The organism is Aurantimonas sp. E1-2-R+4, from assembly GCF_036549515.1.
Classification (GTDB): domain Bacteria; phylum Pseudomonadota; class Alphaproteobacteria; order Rhizobiales; family Rhizobiaceae; genus Aurantimonas; species Aurantimonas coralicida_A.
In genome coordinates, this window is sequence record NZ_JAZHLK010000003.1 from 1 (window position 1) to 16,142 (window position 16,142).

A 16,142-nucleotide genomic window follows, 5' to 3' on the forward strand; every position below is an offset into this window, starting at 1 on the left:
CGTGTGAAGGGGAACCGGTGCTGCCATGACAAACCTCCGTTTGTCACAGTGATTCAGAATTCTGTCAGCTTGGGAATCCCCGAAGAGTCGGCCTTCGCTCCCGTTGGTATAACAAGCTAAAAGATGGCGACCCGGACGCGATGCAGATGCCACCGTCGACTACGCGAAGTTCCGTTTTTAGGAGATGCGACGCGTCGGCCCGAATACATCTCGAAACTGTTGGTGTGACGCTACCCTAGCCAGATCGCGGCTCACACAGTAGTCAGGATCGCGATTTCAACGACGGACCCCATCATGACAGATTACGACGTTCTCACGATCGGCAACGCGATCGTCGACATCATCGCGCGCGCCGACGACGGTTTTCTCGAACGCGAGGCGATCCAGAAGGGCGGCATGACGCTCATCGATACCGAGCGCGCCGAGCATCTCTACGGTGTCATGGGTCCCGGCATCGAAATGTCCGGCGGCAGCGCCGGCAACACCGTCGCCGGTCTCGTCAGCCTCGGCGGAACCGGTGCCTATTTCGGCAAGGTCTCCAACGACCAACTCGGCGAAATCTTCGCCCACGACATCCGCGCCCTCGGCGTCCACTACGCCACCAAGCCGCTCGACGGTCATCCGCCGACGGCCCGCTCGATGATCCTGGTCACGCCGGACGGCCAGCGCTCGATGAATACCTATCTCGGCGCCTGCGTCGAGCTCGGCCCGGAGGATATCGATCCGGCCGTCGTCGCGGCCGCGAAGGTCACCTATTTCGAGGGCTATCTATGGGATCCGCCGCGCGCCAAGCAGGCGATCGTCGAGGCGGCGCGGATCGCCCACGACAATGGCCGCGAGGTCGCGATGACGCTGTCCGACGCGTTCTGCGTCCATCGCTACCGGGACGAATTCCTCGACCTCATGCGCTCGGGCACCGTCGACATCGTCTTCGCCAATGAGAGCGAGGCGCTGTCGCTTTACGAAGTGAACGATCTCGACAGCGCGCTCGACCAGCTGGCGAAGGACACCAAACGCTTCTGCGCCGTGACCCGCAGCGAAAAGGGCTGCATCGTCGTCGAGGGCGACCAGCGCATTGCGGTGCCGGCGCTGGCGATCCCCGAAATCCTCGACACCACAGGCGCGGGCGACCTTTTCGCCAGCGGTTTCCTGCGCGGCTATACGATGGGTCTCGACCACGAGCAGAGCGCCCGGCTTGGCGTCGCCGCCGCCGGCCACATCATCGGGCAGATCGGCCCGCGTCCGCAGACGCCATTGAAGGATCTGCCGGACGTGAAGGCGGTGCTCGGCGGCTGACCACGCGGTTGCGGCCGGCCCATCGCTCAGGCGGTGCGCCGGTCACGGTCGGGAAGAGTGCTTGCGACGTCATTTCGAACGCTGTGAGGGATACGCGACATGCTCAGATGGGGAATCTTGTCGACCGCCAAGATCGCGCGGGAGCATTTGATGCCGGCGATCGGCAAGGCAACCAATGCTTCGCTGGCGGCGATCGCCAGCCGCGATCTTGAGCGCGCGCAAGAGGTCGCGGCTGCCTTCGGCATCCCGCGCGCCTATGGCAGCTATGACGAACTGCTTGCATCTCCCGATGTCGATGCGATCTATGTGCCGCTGCCGACGGCCCAGCATACGGAATGGACCCTAAAGGCGATCGCGGCGGGAAAGCATGTGCTCTGCGAGAAGCCGATGGGCATGACCGCCGCGGACATCGACCGCATCATCGCGGCGGCAAAGGACGCAAGAGTCGTCGTGTCCGAAGCCTTCATGGTCACCTATCACCCGCAATGGGCCAAGGTGCGCGAGCTCATCGCCGACGGCGCGATCGGGCGACTGATCCATGTGGAGGCGTCGTTCAGCTACCACAATGTCGACCCCGCCAACATGCGCAACCGGCCGGAACTCGGCGGCGGCGCTCTCCGCGACATCGGTGTCTATCCGCTCGTCACCGCGCGCTTCGCGACCGGCAAGGAGCCGGTGCGTGTCCGAGCCAAGGTCGTGACCGACGACGCGTTCGGCACCGACTCTTTCGTGACCGGCACGGTCGACTTCGGCGATTTCGAGATGAGCGTCTATCTCGGGACCCGCATGGCGCAGCGCCAGACCATCGTCTTTCATGGCGAGGATGGCTTTATCGAGCTTGCGGCACCGTTCAATGCCAGCCTCTACGACGGCGACAAGGTGCTGCTGCACGATCGCGACCACCGGCTGACGCAGACCTTCCGCTTTCCGGGGGCGGATCAGTACCGCCTGCAGGTCGAGGCGTTCGGCCAGGCGGTGGACGGAAACGGCAGCGTTTTCCCGCTGGAATCCAGCCGCCGCAACCAGGCCGCGATCGACGCGCTGTTTACGGCCGGGCAAACGGGCGATTGGGTAACGCTAGCCTGACCGGCGGCCATGAAATCGGCACATCCTGTCGCGAGATTGTCAGCGCTATCGTGACGCAGGACCACGTCGCGCGGATCGTGCGCGGCAAGCCTCGGGCTATCCGGCGCGCGTAGCATCGGCGACGTCATCCAGCTTGAGGGACCATCCATGCGGCCTGCTTCACCAACGCGTCGCGCGGCAGCCGGTATCGCGGCCACGCTGGCGTTTCTGACCGCGGCCGGACAGGCGTCCGCCGAGCCGAACGCGAAACAGGTCTTCAGCGCCCAGCACACGGCGGCGGCGCTTCCGGCGGAGAGCCTCGGCTTCTACACCAAGGGGTGCCTCGCGGGCGGCGCGCAGCTTGCCGCCGATGGGCCGACCTGGCAGGCGATGCGTCTGTCGCGCGACCGGCATTACGGCCTCCCGACGACGGTCGCCTTCATCGAGAACCTGTCCCGCGAAGCGGCCCGGCGCGGCATCTGGCCAGGACTTCTGGTCGGCGACATGTCGCAGCCGCGCGGCGGCCCGATGCCCTCGGGGCACAGTTCCCACCAGATCGGCCTCGATCTCGACATCTGGCTGCAGCCGATGCCGACCCCGCGCCTCACCGCCGCGGCACGGGAGGATTTCCCGTTCCGCTCGGTCCTGAAGAAAGGCACCTTCCAGGTCGATGATCGGATCTGGAATTCGCGCTACCACGATCTGATCAAGCTCGCCGCCGAAGATGCCAAGGTGCAGCGGATTTTCGTCCATCCGGGCATCAAGAAGAAGCTCTGCGAGACGGCCGGCGACGACCGCGCCTGGCTGAACAAGGTGCGGCCCTATTACGGCCATCACGAGCACTTCCACGTCCGGCTGTTCTGCCAGCCCGGATCGCCGAATTGTACCGAGCAGAAATCCACTGGTCGGGGCGATGGCTGCGGCGATCTCGACTGGTGGTTCAACACGGCCCTGCAGCCGCCACCGCCGAACGCCAAGCCGGCGAAACCCAAGCCGGAGATGACCCTGGCCGACCTACCTCGCCAGTGCCGCGCGGTGGCGAATGCGCCGGCGATGGGCTCGACGGGCAGCATGATCGCTGCGACGAGCACGAGGGCCACTGCCGCCGCTGTCGGGCTCGCCTATGCGCCCTCTGGTTCCATACCAATTCCGACGAACCGGCCGACTCGCTGACCCGGCCGCAACCAGTTTGTTTTGCGTTCGTCACGGCAGTGTCCTATGTCGATCGGCATACGAATCGATTGAAGCGGACATCCTATGGAACAACGGCGTGACGGCACGGACGCGTTGAAATTTCCGATCCTGATCGGCGATATCGGCGGCACCAATGCACGCTTCGCGCTGCTTCTCGATTCCTTCGCCGAGCCCAAGATGTTCCCAGTCATCCAGACCGCCGATTTCGAGACGGTCGACGACGCCATCCAGGCGACCGTGCTCGACAAGACATCGGTGCAGCCGAAATCGGCAGTGCTGGCCGTCGCGGGACCGATCGACGGCGACGAGATCGACCTCACCAACTCGCCCTGGGTCATTCGTCCCCAACAGATGCTGGCCGGGCTTGGCATCAAGGAAGTGATCGTCGTCAACGATTTCGAGGCGCAGGCGCTGGCGATCTCCTCGCTCGGCGAGCAATCGCGGACGCAGATCGGCGGCGGTGAGGTCCATGAAGGCGCCAGCCGGGTTGTGGTAGGCCCGGGCACCGGCCTCGGTGTCGCGGGCCTCGTGCGGGCGCGCAACATGTGGATTCCGGTCGCCGGCGAAGGCGGCCACATCGACCTTGGACCGCGCACCGAGCGGGATCTGGCGATCTGGCCGCATCTGGAGACCATCGAAGGTCGGGTGTCGGGCGAACAGGTGCTATGCGGACGCGGGCTGGTCAATCTCTACCGCGCCATCGCGGCGGCGGACGGGGCGGAGCCGGTCCACACGACACCGGCCGAGATCACCGAAGCGGCAGTCAACCAAAAAGACCCCCTTTCGATCGAGGCGGTCGATCTGTTCGCCACCTATCTCGGGCGGGTTGCCGGCGATCTGGCGCTGATCTTCATGGCGCGCGGTGGCGTCTTCATCGCCGGCGGCATCTTCCAGCGCATCATCCCGATCCTCAAGTCCGAGCAACTCCGCGCCGCCTTCGAGGATAAGGCACCGCATTCCGCGCTGATGCGCGATATCCCGCTATTCGTCGTCACCGAGCCGCTCGCCGCGCTCGCGGGACTCGCCACATACGCCCGCACGCCGCGCTTCTTCGGCCTCGAGACGACGGGGCGGCGCTGGGCCGTCTGAGCGGGTAGCCGGCAGACCCACGCTTCGGGATACGATGACAAGATGTCCGGCCATTGCCCGCCAACCTTGAGGCGCTACCTCGCAAGCGACGCAAAGCCGTTTAGAGCATCGGACCCAAAAGTGGCATCCGGTTTTTGGATCCTTCCGATGCTCAATCAAAATATTGGAGCGTCCTTTGTGCGTTCGAATGGACGCAGGACGCTCCAAAGCGAAGGACATTCCGCATGGCGCTGAAAGTCGCGGTCCAGATGGACCATGTCGCCTCGATCTCGATCAAGGGCGATTCCACCTTCGCGCTCTGTCTCGAGGCGCAGAACCGCGGCCACCAACTGTTCCACTACACGCCCGAGCAGCTCTCGATGCGTGGCGGCCAGGTCACCGCGCGGGTCGAGGCGATGGAGTTGCGCGAGGAAGAGGGCAACCATTTCTCCCTCGGGCCATCCGAGAAAGTCGATCTGGCGGCGATGGATGTCGTCCTGCTGCGCCAGGATCCGCCCTTCGACATGGCCTACATCACCTCCACCCACATCCTGGAGCGCATTCATCCGAAGACATTGGTGGTCAACAATCCGGCCTCGGTGCGCAACGCGCCGGAGAAGATCTTCGTCATGGAATTCGCCGATCTGATGCCGGAGACGCTGATCACCAAGGACCCGGAGGAGGTTGCGACCTTTCGCGCCGAGTTCGGCGAAATCGTCATGAAGCCACTCTACGGCAATGGCGGCGCCGGCGTCTTCCACTTGAGAAAGGACGACCGCAACCTGACGTCGTTCATGGAAACCTTCGGCGTGCTGTTCCGCGAGCCGTATATCGTGCAGCGCTATCTCGACGACGTGCGCAAGGGCGACAAGCGCATCATCCTCGTCGACGGGGAGTATGCCGGCGCCATCAACCGGGTTCCCGCCGAAACCGACACGCGCTCCAACATGCATGTGGGCGGCACGGCCACCGCGACCGAACTGACGGCGCGCGAGCGCGACATCTGCAAGCGGATCGGCCCGGCGCTGAAGGAGCGAGGCCTCTTGTTCGTGGGTATCGACGTCATCGGCGACTATCTGACCGAGATCAACGTCACGTCGCCGACCGGCATCCGCGAGGTAAAGCGCTTCGGTGGTGCCGACATCGCCGCGCTTCTGTGGAACGCGATCGAGGCCAAGCGCTGATGCAACGACAATCCTGAACGGCGGATAACAATCTTGTTCCGGAACCGTTTGGGTAAACCATGGCTTACTGACCGCGACACTAGATATCCATCTCAGCTTCGCGAGGTCATGCCATGAACAAGATGCTACTCGGATTGCTCGCCGTCGTCGGCGGCTTCGCCCTTCCGGCAACGGCCGACGCCGCGGCGCGGGCCATCGCCACCGCCGACGTCAATCTGCGCGCCGGCCCCTCCACCCGTTACCCGGCGGTCGACGTCGTCGGGGGCGGCGACAGGGTCCGCGTCTACGGGTGCCTGGAGAACCGCTCCTGGTGCGACGTCGGCTATGACGGCCAGCGCGGCTGGATGTCGTCGAACTATCTGGCCTATGCCGGCGGCCCCCGCCGCTACACCGGCGAACGCGCGATCCGGGCGATCGAGGCACCGGTGATCAGCTTCTCCATCGGCGGCTATTGGGACGACCACTATCGCGCCCGCCGCTTCTATCGCGAGCGCGACCGCTATGACGGCATCTACGGCCCGCGTTATCGCCGCGACCGGGACCGGATCGAGGATCGCGACCGCTTCGACGATCGGGACGATGTCCGCCGCGAACGCCGGGCGGAGCGTCGCCGCGAACTCCGTCAGGAAGAGCGTCGGGACGATCGCCGCGAGTTCCGCCAGGAGCGCCGCGACGACGTCCGGATCGAGAGGCGCGACGAGCGCCGGGAGCGCATCGAAGAGCAGCCGGAACCGATTGTTCCGCTCTATCGTGTGAACTGATCCTTCCATCCCATGACATCAACGAGGCGCGGCCACCCCCGCGCCTCGTTTCGTTTTGAACACACTACCGGCATGCGGACCGAATCCGCACCGGCGGCGCTTCACCTCTGCTCAGCCGGGCGATAAGCTACACGGATTACAGCCGCGCTATTCTCGCCGGGGGCCCGCCGCTCCGACCCGTGTGCCCGACCTGCCGCAATCCTCGAGGAGTGCCATTGCAGACCGCCGACCGCGAGGCCCCGCCCCATGCACCGTTCCTGCCGCTCGACGGAGTCGACGTCTGGCTGACCTTCCTGCCCGACGTTGCGCCGGCATTGCACGCGCCCTATCGCGCGCTTCTCGACGCGGGCGAACGCCAGCGCTATGAGCGCTACCGCGTCGATGGGGCGCGCGAAGAGTTCCTGGTCGGCAAGGCGCTCCTCCGCGCCACCTTGTCGCGCTACCGGCCCGTCCCGCCCGATGCCTGGCGCTTTACGGCGAACCGCTACGGCCGGCCGGACATTTCCGGTGGCGACGACGGACTTACCTTCAATCTTTCGCACACCCGCGGCCTCGCGGCGCTCGCCGTCGCCCGGCATTGCGATCTCGGCGTCGATGTCGAGACGGTCGGCCGCGACAGTGCCGTCCGGGATCTTGCCGGCCGCTACTTTTCGCCCGCAGAGGCGACCTACGTGCGCGCCGCCGACGGCCCGGACCTGCGCGAGCGCTTCTTCGCCTTCTGGACGCTCAAGGAAGCCTATATCAAGGCGCGCGGCATGGGGCTGGCACTGCCGCTCGACGGCTTCTCCTTCGATCTGGAAGGCGAAACGCCGACGATCGGATTCGCGCCGAGCTGCCCGGACGATCCCGCCCGCTGGACCTTTCTCAGGCGGCGGGTTTCCGCCGAGCACAGGCTGGCGCTCGCGGTCTCGCCACGGGATCGCCTGCCGCCGATCCGCTTTCTCAGAACGGTGCCGCTGACCGACCTGATCGAAGAGCTCGAACCCGTCGTTATGCCGCTGGATGCGATGGCGATGAGTAACGCGGATGCGGGCGGGCCAGCCTCGTGAAACTCTTCGCCGTTGGCGATCTGCATCTCGGCCATCCGACCAACCGCGAGGCGATCCACACGATCAAGGCACGACCGGACGACTGGTTGATTCTGGCCGGCGACGTTGGCGAGACCGAACGCCATCTGGATCTGGCGTTCGACGCCCTGCAGCCGAAATTCAAACAGCTCGTCTGGGTGCCGGGCAATCACGAACTCTGGTCGATCGCCTCGCGAGGAACCGCGCTCCGCGGCGAAGCCCGCTACCAGCGCTTCGTCGCTCTCTGCCGCGAGCGCGGTGTGCTGACGCCCGAAGACCCCTATCCGGTCGCCGAAATCGACGGCACGCTTGTACGGATCGTGCCGATGTTCCTGCTCTACGATTATTCGTTCCGGCCGGACTATGTGCCGCTGGACGCCGCCGTCGCCTGGGCGCGGGAAGCCGGTATCCGCTGCGCCGACGAGCAGCTTCTGTCGCCGGCACCCTTCGACAGCCGGAGCGCGTGGTGCGCGGCGCGCTGCGACCTCACCGAACAGCGGCTGGAAGCGCTCGACGACGGGCTGCCGACCGTGCTGATCAATCACTGGCCATTGCGCGAGGAGCTGGCCCGCCTGCCGCGCATTCCGCGCTTTTCGCTCTGGTGCGGCACGCGGCGAACCGAAAACTGGCACACACGCTTTGCCGCCCGCGCGGTGATCTCCGGCCACATCCACATCCGCTCCAGCCGGATGATCGACGGCGTCGTCTTCGAAGAGGTCTCGCTCGGCTATCCGAAGCAATGGCACGGCCGCATCGAACCGGACGAGGCGGTGCGAAGGATCAGTTTTCCAGGGCGGACTATTTAGCAGAAAGACGTTCGCCGGTTTGACCAACCGGCGCCATTCCATGCGTCGCCATACATCGTTCGGCAGACCATCTTTGAGCGCAATGATGTAAACCGGGCGAAAGAAACCCTCATGACAACCACCACCCTTTCGGAACCACTCGGCACGAGTGAACGGCGTGTAGCCGGCCCCGCCGTTTTGACCGCCTCCGGCCTCGTGCTGCTGGGGGCCCTCGTGCTCGCCTTCGGCTATGGTCCGGGCATCGCAGCCCTGTTCGTGGTCGGCGGTGCTTTCGGCCTCGTCCTCTACCATGCTGCCTTCGGCTTCACCTCGGCCTGGCGCAATCTCATTCGCGATGGCCGTGGCCGTGGCCTTCGCGCCCAGATGGTGATGCTTGCCGTTGCCGTCGCGCTGTTCTTTCCGGCCCTGGCAGCTGGCAGCCTGTTCGGTCAACCGGTCGCCGGCTTCGTGTCGCCGATCGGCGTGTCTGTGCTCGTCGGCGCTTTCATCTTCGGCATCGGCATGCAGCTGGGCGGCGGCTGCGCCTCCGGTACGCTTTACACTGCCGGCGGCGGCAATGCCCGAATGCTGATCACCCTGTTCTTTTTCATCGTCGGCTCGGTGCTGGCGACAGTCCATTTCGACTGGTGGACGGCATTGCCGGCCTTTGCACCCGTCTCGATCGTGACGGTCTTCGGCGCACCGGTCGCGATCGTCCTGTCCTTCGCCTTGTTCGCCGCGATCGCCCTCGTCACGGTTCTGGTGGAAAGGCGCCGTCACGGCACCCTGGAGCGCGCCGAACACAGTCCGCATACCGGCTTGTCGCGCTTCGCCCGTGGCCCCTGGCCCCTGATAGCCGGCGCGGTTCTGCTCGCCCTTCTCAATTTCGTCACCTTGGCGCTGGCCGGCCGGCCCTGGGGCATCACCTCGGCATTCGCCCTTTGGGGAGCGAAGGGCGCGCAGCTCTTCGGTATCGATCCGACGGCCTGGGCCTATTGGCAGCAGCCCGGCAATGCCACCGCGCTGTCTTCCAGCGTCTTCTCCGACGTCACTTCGGTGATGAATTTCGGCATCATTCTCGGCGCCCTGCTAGCCTCCGCGCTCGCCGGGCGCTTGGCGCCGAACTTCGCCATTCCGCGCCGTTCGGTCCTGGCCGCGGTGATCGGCGGGCTGCTACTGGGCTACGGCGCCCGGATCGCCTTCGGCTGCAACATCGGGGCCTATTTCGGCGGCATCGCCTCGGGCAGCCTGCACGGTTGGCTCTGGCTTGCCGCCGCCTATCTCGGGTCGATGCTCGGCGTGCGCTTGCGGCGGTTCTTCTTCGTCGACGAGCGCCCCGGCGTGGCCAAGACGGCCTGACGAATCTTAAAGCTCGCGACGACAGGTCCCACGATTGAGCCCATCCCCTCCACCGGCTTCCTGAAGCGCCACGGCATCATGCCGCGGCGTTTTCGTAGTCGGCGACAAGGAAAATAATCACGCAGACGACTCCGCTTGACTCTCCCATCACCCTCTGGAATCTATAGGAACATATCACGAACAAAACCTCTTATCCAGAGGCTAGACGGCCGCAAACCCTTGCGGCCGAAGGAGATCCTATGGCTGTCAGCGATGCTTGGCCGGCCCGGCTGGCGGACATCCCCTCGGCGCGGACGCGGTCCGCGGCGAATGACGCGACGGCGGCCGGTTCTAGGAATTCGGCCCTTGCCCGGTTACGCGAACAGATCGCCCGAATCGAGGGCCAGCCGGTCGCCCGCCTGGAGCCAGCGGACGAAACGGCGACGGCGAAGGCCACCAAGCCGGCACGCCGCAGCGCGCTCAAACTGCATTCCCTCGGCTGCGCGACGGCCGACGCGGCGCTCGGCGGCGGCTTTCCGGCCGCCGGCCTGACCGAAATCCATCTCGACGAAACCCGCGACGGCGGAACGCTGGCCGGCTTTGCGCTTGCCCTGGCCATCCGCTTCGGCGCCCGGCCGGACAAGCCGCTTTTGTGGATCGGCGACAGCCTGGCCTTTTCGGAAGCCGGCCTGCCCTATTGGCCCGGCCTTGCCGGCTTCGGCCTCGATCCGAGCGCACTTTGCATAGTGCGAACCCGCCGGCTGGAAGACGCGGCCTGGGCCGGCGAGGAGGCCGCCGCCTCGTCGGCGCTGACGATGGCAATCCTGGAAGTGCGCGGCAATCCGGCGCGGCTCGGCCTCGACGGCACGCGGCGACTGCATTTTCGCGCGCGTGAGGCCGGCCTGCCGTTCCTGCTCTTGCGCCAGAGCGCCCGCGCCGAGGCGACGGCGGCGCCGCTCAGGCTGCGCGTGCGGCCATCGCCGGCGGCTTTCGTTCCCGACCTCGCCAATCATCAAAAGCTCATCGGCCATCCGGTGTTCGCCGTCACGGTCGAAAAATCCCGCGATGGCCGGCCGCGGCATTTCAGTCTGGAGTGGAACCCCCATGAGCGACGTTTCGACCCGCTTCGCCCAGAGCGTGCAACCGCGCTTCCTCGCCCTCTCGCTGCCGCGCCTGTCGACCGACCGGATCCGGCGCGAGACGCTGGGTCGCTCGTGGCGCTCCAGCGCGCGTCGTGAGGATAGCGCGCATTTACCCTCGGTTCCGGGCAAAACCGGGATCGATCGGGGCCGGCTCGATACCGTCCTGCGGCCGCCGAACCGCGCGCGCTACGAGACACGCGGCCTCGCCGAAGTCACCTCGGAAGGGGCGGCCGGCGACACGCCGATGGCGCCGCTGGCGCTGTACGAGACGGTCGCCAACGCCAACCGGATCGCTGCTGTCTGCGAGCGGGCGGAGGCCGGCGGGGTATCCCCGGGGGTCGGACTGGCCGAAGCGCGGGCGCGGTTTCCCGGCCTAGCGATCATCCTCGCCGATCCGCCGGCCGACGCGCGGTTGCTGACAGCCCTTGCCGACTGGTGCGACCGCTACACGCCCCTCGTCGCCCTCGACCCGCCGCATGGCCTTTTCCTCGACATTTCCGGCTGCGCCCATCTGTTCGGCGGCGAAAAAGCGCTGATGGACAACCTCCTCGCCCGCCTGTTCCAGCAAGGGTTCGCGGCGTCGGCCGCGATTGCCAGCCATGCCGGCACGGCGCTTGCCCTGGTCGGCCCCGGCGCCACCAGCATTATTGCGGCGGGCGCGGAACAGGCTGCGATCGCACCGCTGCCCGTCGCCGCGCTGCGGCTCGATGCGACGCTGACCGCCATGCTGCGGCGGCTCGGTCTCAAAACGGTCGGGTCGCTGTTGTCGCTGCCGCGCGCTGGATTGGCCCGGCGCTTCGGCGAGGATCTTTTGACCCGCCTCGATGAAGCGGCTGGCCGGGTCTTTCGGCCGATCAGACCCCGCCGGCCGATCCCCGAGCTTGCCGCCGAGCGCCGGCTGTTCGAGCCGATCAGCCGGATCGAGGATGTCGAGCGCGTCCTTTTCCTCCTCGCCGAACGGTTGCGGGACGATCTGGCGCGCCGCGGCGTCGGCGCCCGGCGGCTCGAACTGTCGCTGTTTCGCGTCGACGGACAGGTCAACCGGCTCGCCGTCGGCGCCTCGCGGCCGGTACGCGAGCCGGGCCATGTGCAACGCCTGTTTCGCGAGCGCATGAAGGGCCTCGGCGAAGAGTTCGACGCCGGCTACGGCTACGATCTCGTCAAGCTGGCGGTGTTCGAAGCCGCGCCGATGCCGGACGTGCAGACGGATCTGTCCGGCGCCGACGCGGCCGTCGACGCTTTCGGCGGCCTCATCGACCGGCTCGGCGCCCGCCTGGGCGAGGCCAGCGTCCTGCGGATCGAAGCCGCCGACAGCCACTGGCCGGAGCGGGCCGAGTGCTGGCGACCGGTGGGCGCCGGCAATGTCGGCCCCCTCGCGGCCCGGCAGAGCCCTGCGCCAGCTGGCGCGCCCCGGCCGGTCCGTTTGCTCGCCCTGCCGGAGCCCATCGAGGCAAGCTTCGAGGTGCCGGACGGCGCGCCGCTGCAATTTCGCTGGCGCCGGGCGCTGCACATCGTGCGCCGGGCCGAGGGGCCGGAGCGCATCGGCGTCGAATGGTGGCGGGACGCGGGCGAGGCCGCGCGCGACTATTACCGGATCGAGGATGCCGACGGCCGCCGCTTCTGGCTGTTTCGAGCCGGCTGGGCCGACCCGGCGGTCGATCCCGAATGGCAGCGGCCGGCCCCGCGTCCGGCCTGGTATCTGCACGGAATCTTCGCATGACACCCGCGCCGGCCCCGCCCGCATTCGCCGAACTCGGCGTCGCCAGCTGCTTCTCTTTCCTGCGCGGCGCCTCGCAGCCGGAGGAACTGGTCGTCACCGCCTACCGGCTCGGCCTCAGCGGCATCGGCCTTGCCGACCGCAACACCGTCGCCGGGGTGGTGCGCGCCCATCAGGCGGCGCGAGAAGCCGGCCTTGCCTACGCACCCGGCGCCCGGCTGGTCTTTTCCGACGACACTCCCGACATTCTGGCCTATCCGCGCGATCGCGCCGGCTGGGGCCGGCTCTGCCGCTTGCTCAGCCTCGGCAACCTGCGAACCCGCAAGGGCGATTGCGTCCTGCATCTGTCCGACTTGCTCGAATGGGGTGACGGCCTCAATCTCGCTGCCCTGGCTCCGGCGGAACTCGGCCATGACGAGAAAGCCGGAGCGGACCTCGCCGAAGCCCGCCTCGCCCGCGCCCTCCAGGCGCTCGCCTCGGCCTTTCCAGGCGCCGTGCGGCTTGCCGCCGCGCTGGCCCATGACGGGCTCGACCAGCGCCGCTTCGCCCGCGCCGCCCGCCTTGCGGAGCAACGCGGCACGCCGCTGATGGCGACCAACCACGTCTTCCACCATGCGCCGGGTCGAAGGCGGCTGCAGGACGTAATGACCGCGATCCGCGAGCATGTGCCGCTGGCCGAGGCCGGGCGCCTTTTGTCGCGCAACGCCGAACGGCATTTGAAGGCCCCGGACGAGATCGCCCGGCTGTTTCGCGCCTATCCGGGAGCCGTCGAGACCGCCAATGGCTTCTTCGCCGAACTCGATTTCGACCTGAAGAGCCTTCGCTACAAATATCCGGACGAAGCCCTCAAGCTGGCCCGCACCCCGGCGGAAGAACTGCGCTTTCTCGCCCATGACGGCGCCAAATGGCGCTATCCCGAGGGCGTTCCGGCGAGCGTCACCCGGCAGATCGACTATGAGCTTCAGATCATCGGGGAGCTGAAATACGAGCCGTATTTCCTCACCGTCCACCACATCGTCGAATTCGCCCGCTCCCAAGGCATTTTGTGCCAGGGACGCGGCTCGGCGGCCAATTCGGTGGTGTGCTTCTGCATCGGCATCACCGAGGTCTCGCCAGAACGCGCCGGATTGTTGTTCGAACGGTTCATCTCGTCGGATCGGCGCGAGCCGCCCGACATCGACATCGACTTCGAGCACGAGCGCCGCGAGGAGGTGATTCAGTACATCTACGATCATTACGGCCGGGACAACGCCGCCATCGCCGCCACTGTCATCACCTATCGCGCCCGTTCGGCCGCCCGCGAGGTCGGTAAGGCCTTCGGCCTGTCGGAAGACGCGGTCTCGGCGCTGTCCGGATCGGTCTGGGGCTACCATTCCTCCGATCTCGGGGAGCGCGAAGCCGCGGCGGCCGGTTTGACGGCCGAGGATCCGACCACGACGAATGTCCTCCACTTCGCCACCGAGCTCGCCGGCTTTCCCCGGCATCTGTCCCAGCATGTCGGCGGCTTCGTCATCACCAGGGGCCGCATCGACGAAGTCGTGCCGATCCTCAACACCGGCATGGACGGGCGCACCATCGTCGAATGGGACAAGGACGATCTCGACGCACTCGGCATCCTGAAGATCGACATTCTCGCCCTCGGCATGCTGTCGTGCCTGCGCCGCGGCTTCGATCTGCTTGAAAGCCATTACGGCGTGACGCTCAGCCTCGCCGATCTGTCGTTGGCGGCGGACGACGCGCCGACCTACCGGATGGCCCAGCGGGCCGACACGCTCGGCGTCTTCCAGATCGAAAGCCGGGCGCAGATGTCGATGCTGCCGAAGCTCAGGCCCGAATGCTTCTACGATCTCGTCATCGAGGTGGCGATCGTGCGGCCCGGCCCGATCCAGGGCGACATGGTCCACCCCTATCTCAGGCGCAAGATGGGCATCGAGCCGGTCAGCTATCCGAAGGAGGAGCTGCGCGAGGTGCTCGGCCGCACCCTCGGCGTACCGCTGTTCCAGGAACAGGCGATGCGGATCGCCATCGTCGCCGCCGGCTTCACGCCGAACGAGGCGGACAAGCTGCGCCGCGCCATGGCGACGTTTCGCCGGGTTGGCACCATCCACACCTTCCAGAAGAAGCTGGTCGAGGGGATGGTCGCGCGCGGCTATGAGCGCGACTTCGCCGAACGCTGCTTCAAGCAGATCGAGGGTTTTGGCGAATACGGCTTTCCCGAAAGCCACGCCGCCTCCTTCGCGCTGCTCGTCTATGCCTCCTGCTGGCTGAAATGCCATTATCCCGACGTCTTCGCCGCCGCGCTTTTGAACGCCCAGCCGATGGGCTTCTATGCCCCGGCGCAGATCGTCCGCGACGCCAGAGAGCACGGCGTCGACATCCGGCCGGTCGACGTCAATCATTCCGCCTTCGACCAGACGCTGGAGGCGGCCCGCTTCGATCCCGGCGGCATGAAGGCCCGGCATTTGGAGATGCGGGAGGCCATCCGGACCCGTCACGCCGTCCGTCTCGGCTTTCGCCAGGTCAAGGGACTCGGCGCAGAGGAGATGGCGGTGCTGGTCGCGGCGCGCGGGCCGGGCTACGATTCGATCCGCGATCTGTGGCTGCGTTCGGGGCTGAAACGCGCGACGATCGAACGGCTGGCCGACGCCGACGCCTTCGGCTCACTGGGCCTCAGCCGCCGCGACGCGCTGTGGGCCTGCCGGGCGCTCGATCCGAACGGCGCGGCCGAGCGCCTGCCGCTGTTCGAGCGCGCTTCAGCCAAGGATCTGCAGGACGAACCCGACGCGCATCTTCCGCCGATGCCGGTCGGCGAGGAGGTGTTCAACGACTACCGCTTCCTGTCGCTCTCCCTGAAGGCGCATCCGGTCTCCTTCGTGCGCGCCGCGCTGGAACGGAGACGCGTGCTGGCCAACGAGACGCTGGCAACGCTGCGTTCGGGCAGCTGCGTCGCGGTCGCGGGGCTCGTCCTCATCCGCCAACGGCCGGGCTCGGCCAAGGGCGTGATCTTCATGACCATCGAGGACGAGACCGGCATCGCCAACATCATCGTCTGGCCGAAAATCTTCGAGCGCTTACGTCCGGTCGTCCTCGGCGCGCGCTTCGTCAAGGTGACGGGACGAATGCAGTCCGACCGGGGGGTGATCCATGTCGTCGCCGACGACATCGAAGATCTGACGCCGCTGCTGATCGCCAGCGGCGACGTCCCCGCGGTCGGCGAGGCCGAAATGGACGAAAACTCCGAGGTCGTCGCCTCGCTCGGGGCCGCGCTGGCCCGGGCCGACGAAATCCGCCGACCGGTCGACGAACAGCGCGGTCAGGCAAGACTGCTTGCCCGCCACCGCTCCATGCTCGCGACACCCGACCCGGCGCATCGTCCAGGCCTTGCCGATCGGTCCGTGCGACAGGTGCTGCCGAAGGGGCGGAATTTTCAATGAGCGAACCGCGATGCCCCTTAGGCGCGCGATCGATCGCCGGTTCACCAATCAGGCTCTGGCCGAATCCGACGACCTTGCTATCTTCGCGCTG

At 66.8% G+C, this 16,142-nt stretch carries 12 protein-coding genes; all 12 read left to right on the plus strand.

What is annotated here, in order from left to right:
- Positions 1-294: 294 nt before the first annotated feature.
- A complete protein-coding gene (locus VQ045_RS02145; protein WP_331829003.1) occupies positions 295-1,296 on the plus strand; it encodes an adenosine kinase in 1,002 nt (333 codons plus the stop codon).
- A 99-nt stretch (positions 1,297-1,395) separates the two neighbouring features.
- The gene (locus VQ045_RS02150; RefSeq protein WP_331829004.1) at positions 1,396-2,382 is read left to right on the plus strand and encodes a Gfo/Idh/MocA family protein; all 987 of its coding nucleotides are present in this window, start codon (positions 1,396-1,398) and stop codon (positions 2,380-2,382) included.
- Between the two features lie 147 nt (positions 2,383-2,529).
- Entirely contained in the window at positions 2,530-3,534 is a 1,005-nt protein-coding gene (mepA, locus tag VQ045_RS02155) for a penicillin-insensitive murein endopeptidase (protein ID WP_331829005.1), read from the plus strand.
- 84 nt (positions 3,535-3,618) lie between these two features.
- Complete coding sequence (locus tag VQ045_RS02160; protein ID WP_331829006.1) at positions 3,619-4,644, plus strand: glucokinase; 1,026 nt, start codon at positions 3,619-3,621, stop codon at positions 4,642-4,644.
- A 224-nt stretch (positions 4,645-4,868) separates the two neighbouring features.
- Positions 4,869-5,807: a glutathione synthase gene (gshB, locus tag VQ045_RS02165; RefSeq protein ID WP_331829007.1), complete on the plus strand. Its 939-nt coding sequence runs from the start codon at positions 4,869-4,871 to the stop codon at positions 5,805-5,807.
- Positions 5,808-5,920: 113 nt separating this feature from the next.
- Complete coding sequence (locus VQ045_RS02170) at positions 5,921-6,568, plus strand: SH3 domain-containing protein (RefSeq protein WP_331829008.1); 648 nt, start codon at positions 5,921-5,923, stop codon at positions 6,566-6,568.
- A gap of 215 nt (positions 6,569-6,783) precedes the next feature.
- Positions 6,784-7,617, plus strand: a complete 834-nt coding sequence (locus tag VQ045_RS02175) for a 4'-phosphopantetheinyl transferase family protein (RefSeq protein ID WP_331829009.1) — start codon at positions 6,784-6,786, stop codon at positions 7,615-7,617.
- Positions 7,614-8,441: a metallophosphoesterase family protein gene (locus VQ045_RS02180; protein WP_331829010.1), complete on the plus strand. Its 828-nt coding sequence runs from the start codon at positions 7,614-7,616 to the stop codon at positions 8,439-8,441. Before VQ045_RS02175 ends, VQ045_RS02180 begins: the two co-directional genes overlap by 4 nt.
- Positions 8,442-8,552: 111 nt before the next feature.
- Positions 8,553-9,779, plus strand: coding sequence for a YeeE/YedE family protein (locus VQ045_RS02185; RefSeq protein ID WP_331829011.1), 1,227 nt, complete (start codon positions 8,553-8,555; stop codon positions 9,777-9,779).
- 239 nt (positions 9,780-10,018) lie between these two features.
- Positions 10,019-10,996, plus strand: coding sequence for an ImuA family protein (locus VQ045_RS02190; RefSeq protein ID WP_327624268.1), 978 nt, complete (start codon positions 10,019-10,021; stop codon positions 10,994-10,996).
- Positions 10,997-11,144: 148 nt separating this feature from the next.
- A complete protein-coding gene (locus tag VQ045_RS02195; protein ID WP_331829095.1) occupies positions 11,145-12,620 on the plus strand; it encodes a DNA polymerase Y family protein in 1,476 nt (491 codons plus the stop codon).
- On the plus strand, positions 12,617-16,051 hold the full coding sequence (locus VQ045_RS02200) for an error-prone DNA polymerase (RefSeq protein ID WP_331829012.1): 3,435 nt from the start codon (positions 12,617-12,619) through the stop codon (positions 16,049-16,051). The genes VQ045_RS02195 and VQ045_RS02200 overlap by 4 nt, the downstream gene beginning before the upstream one ends.
- Positions 16,052-16,142: the final 91 nt, after the last annotated feature.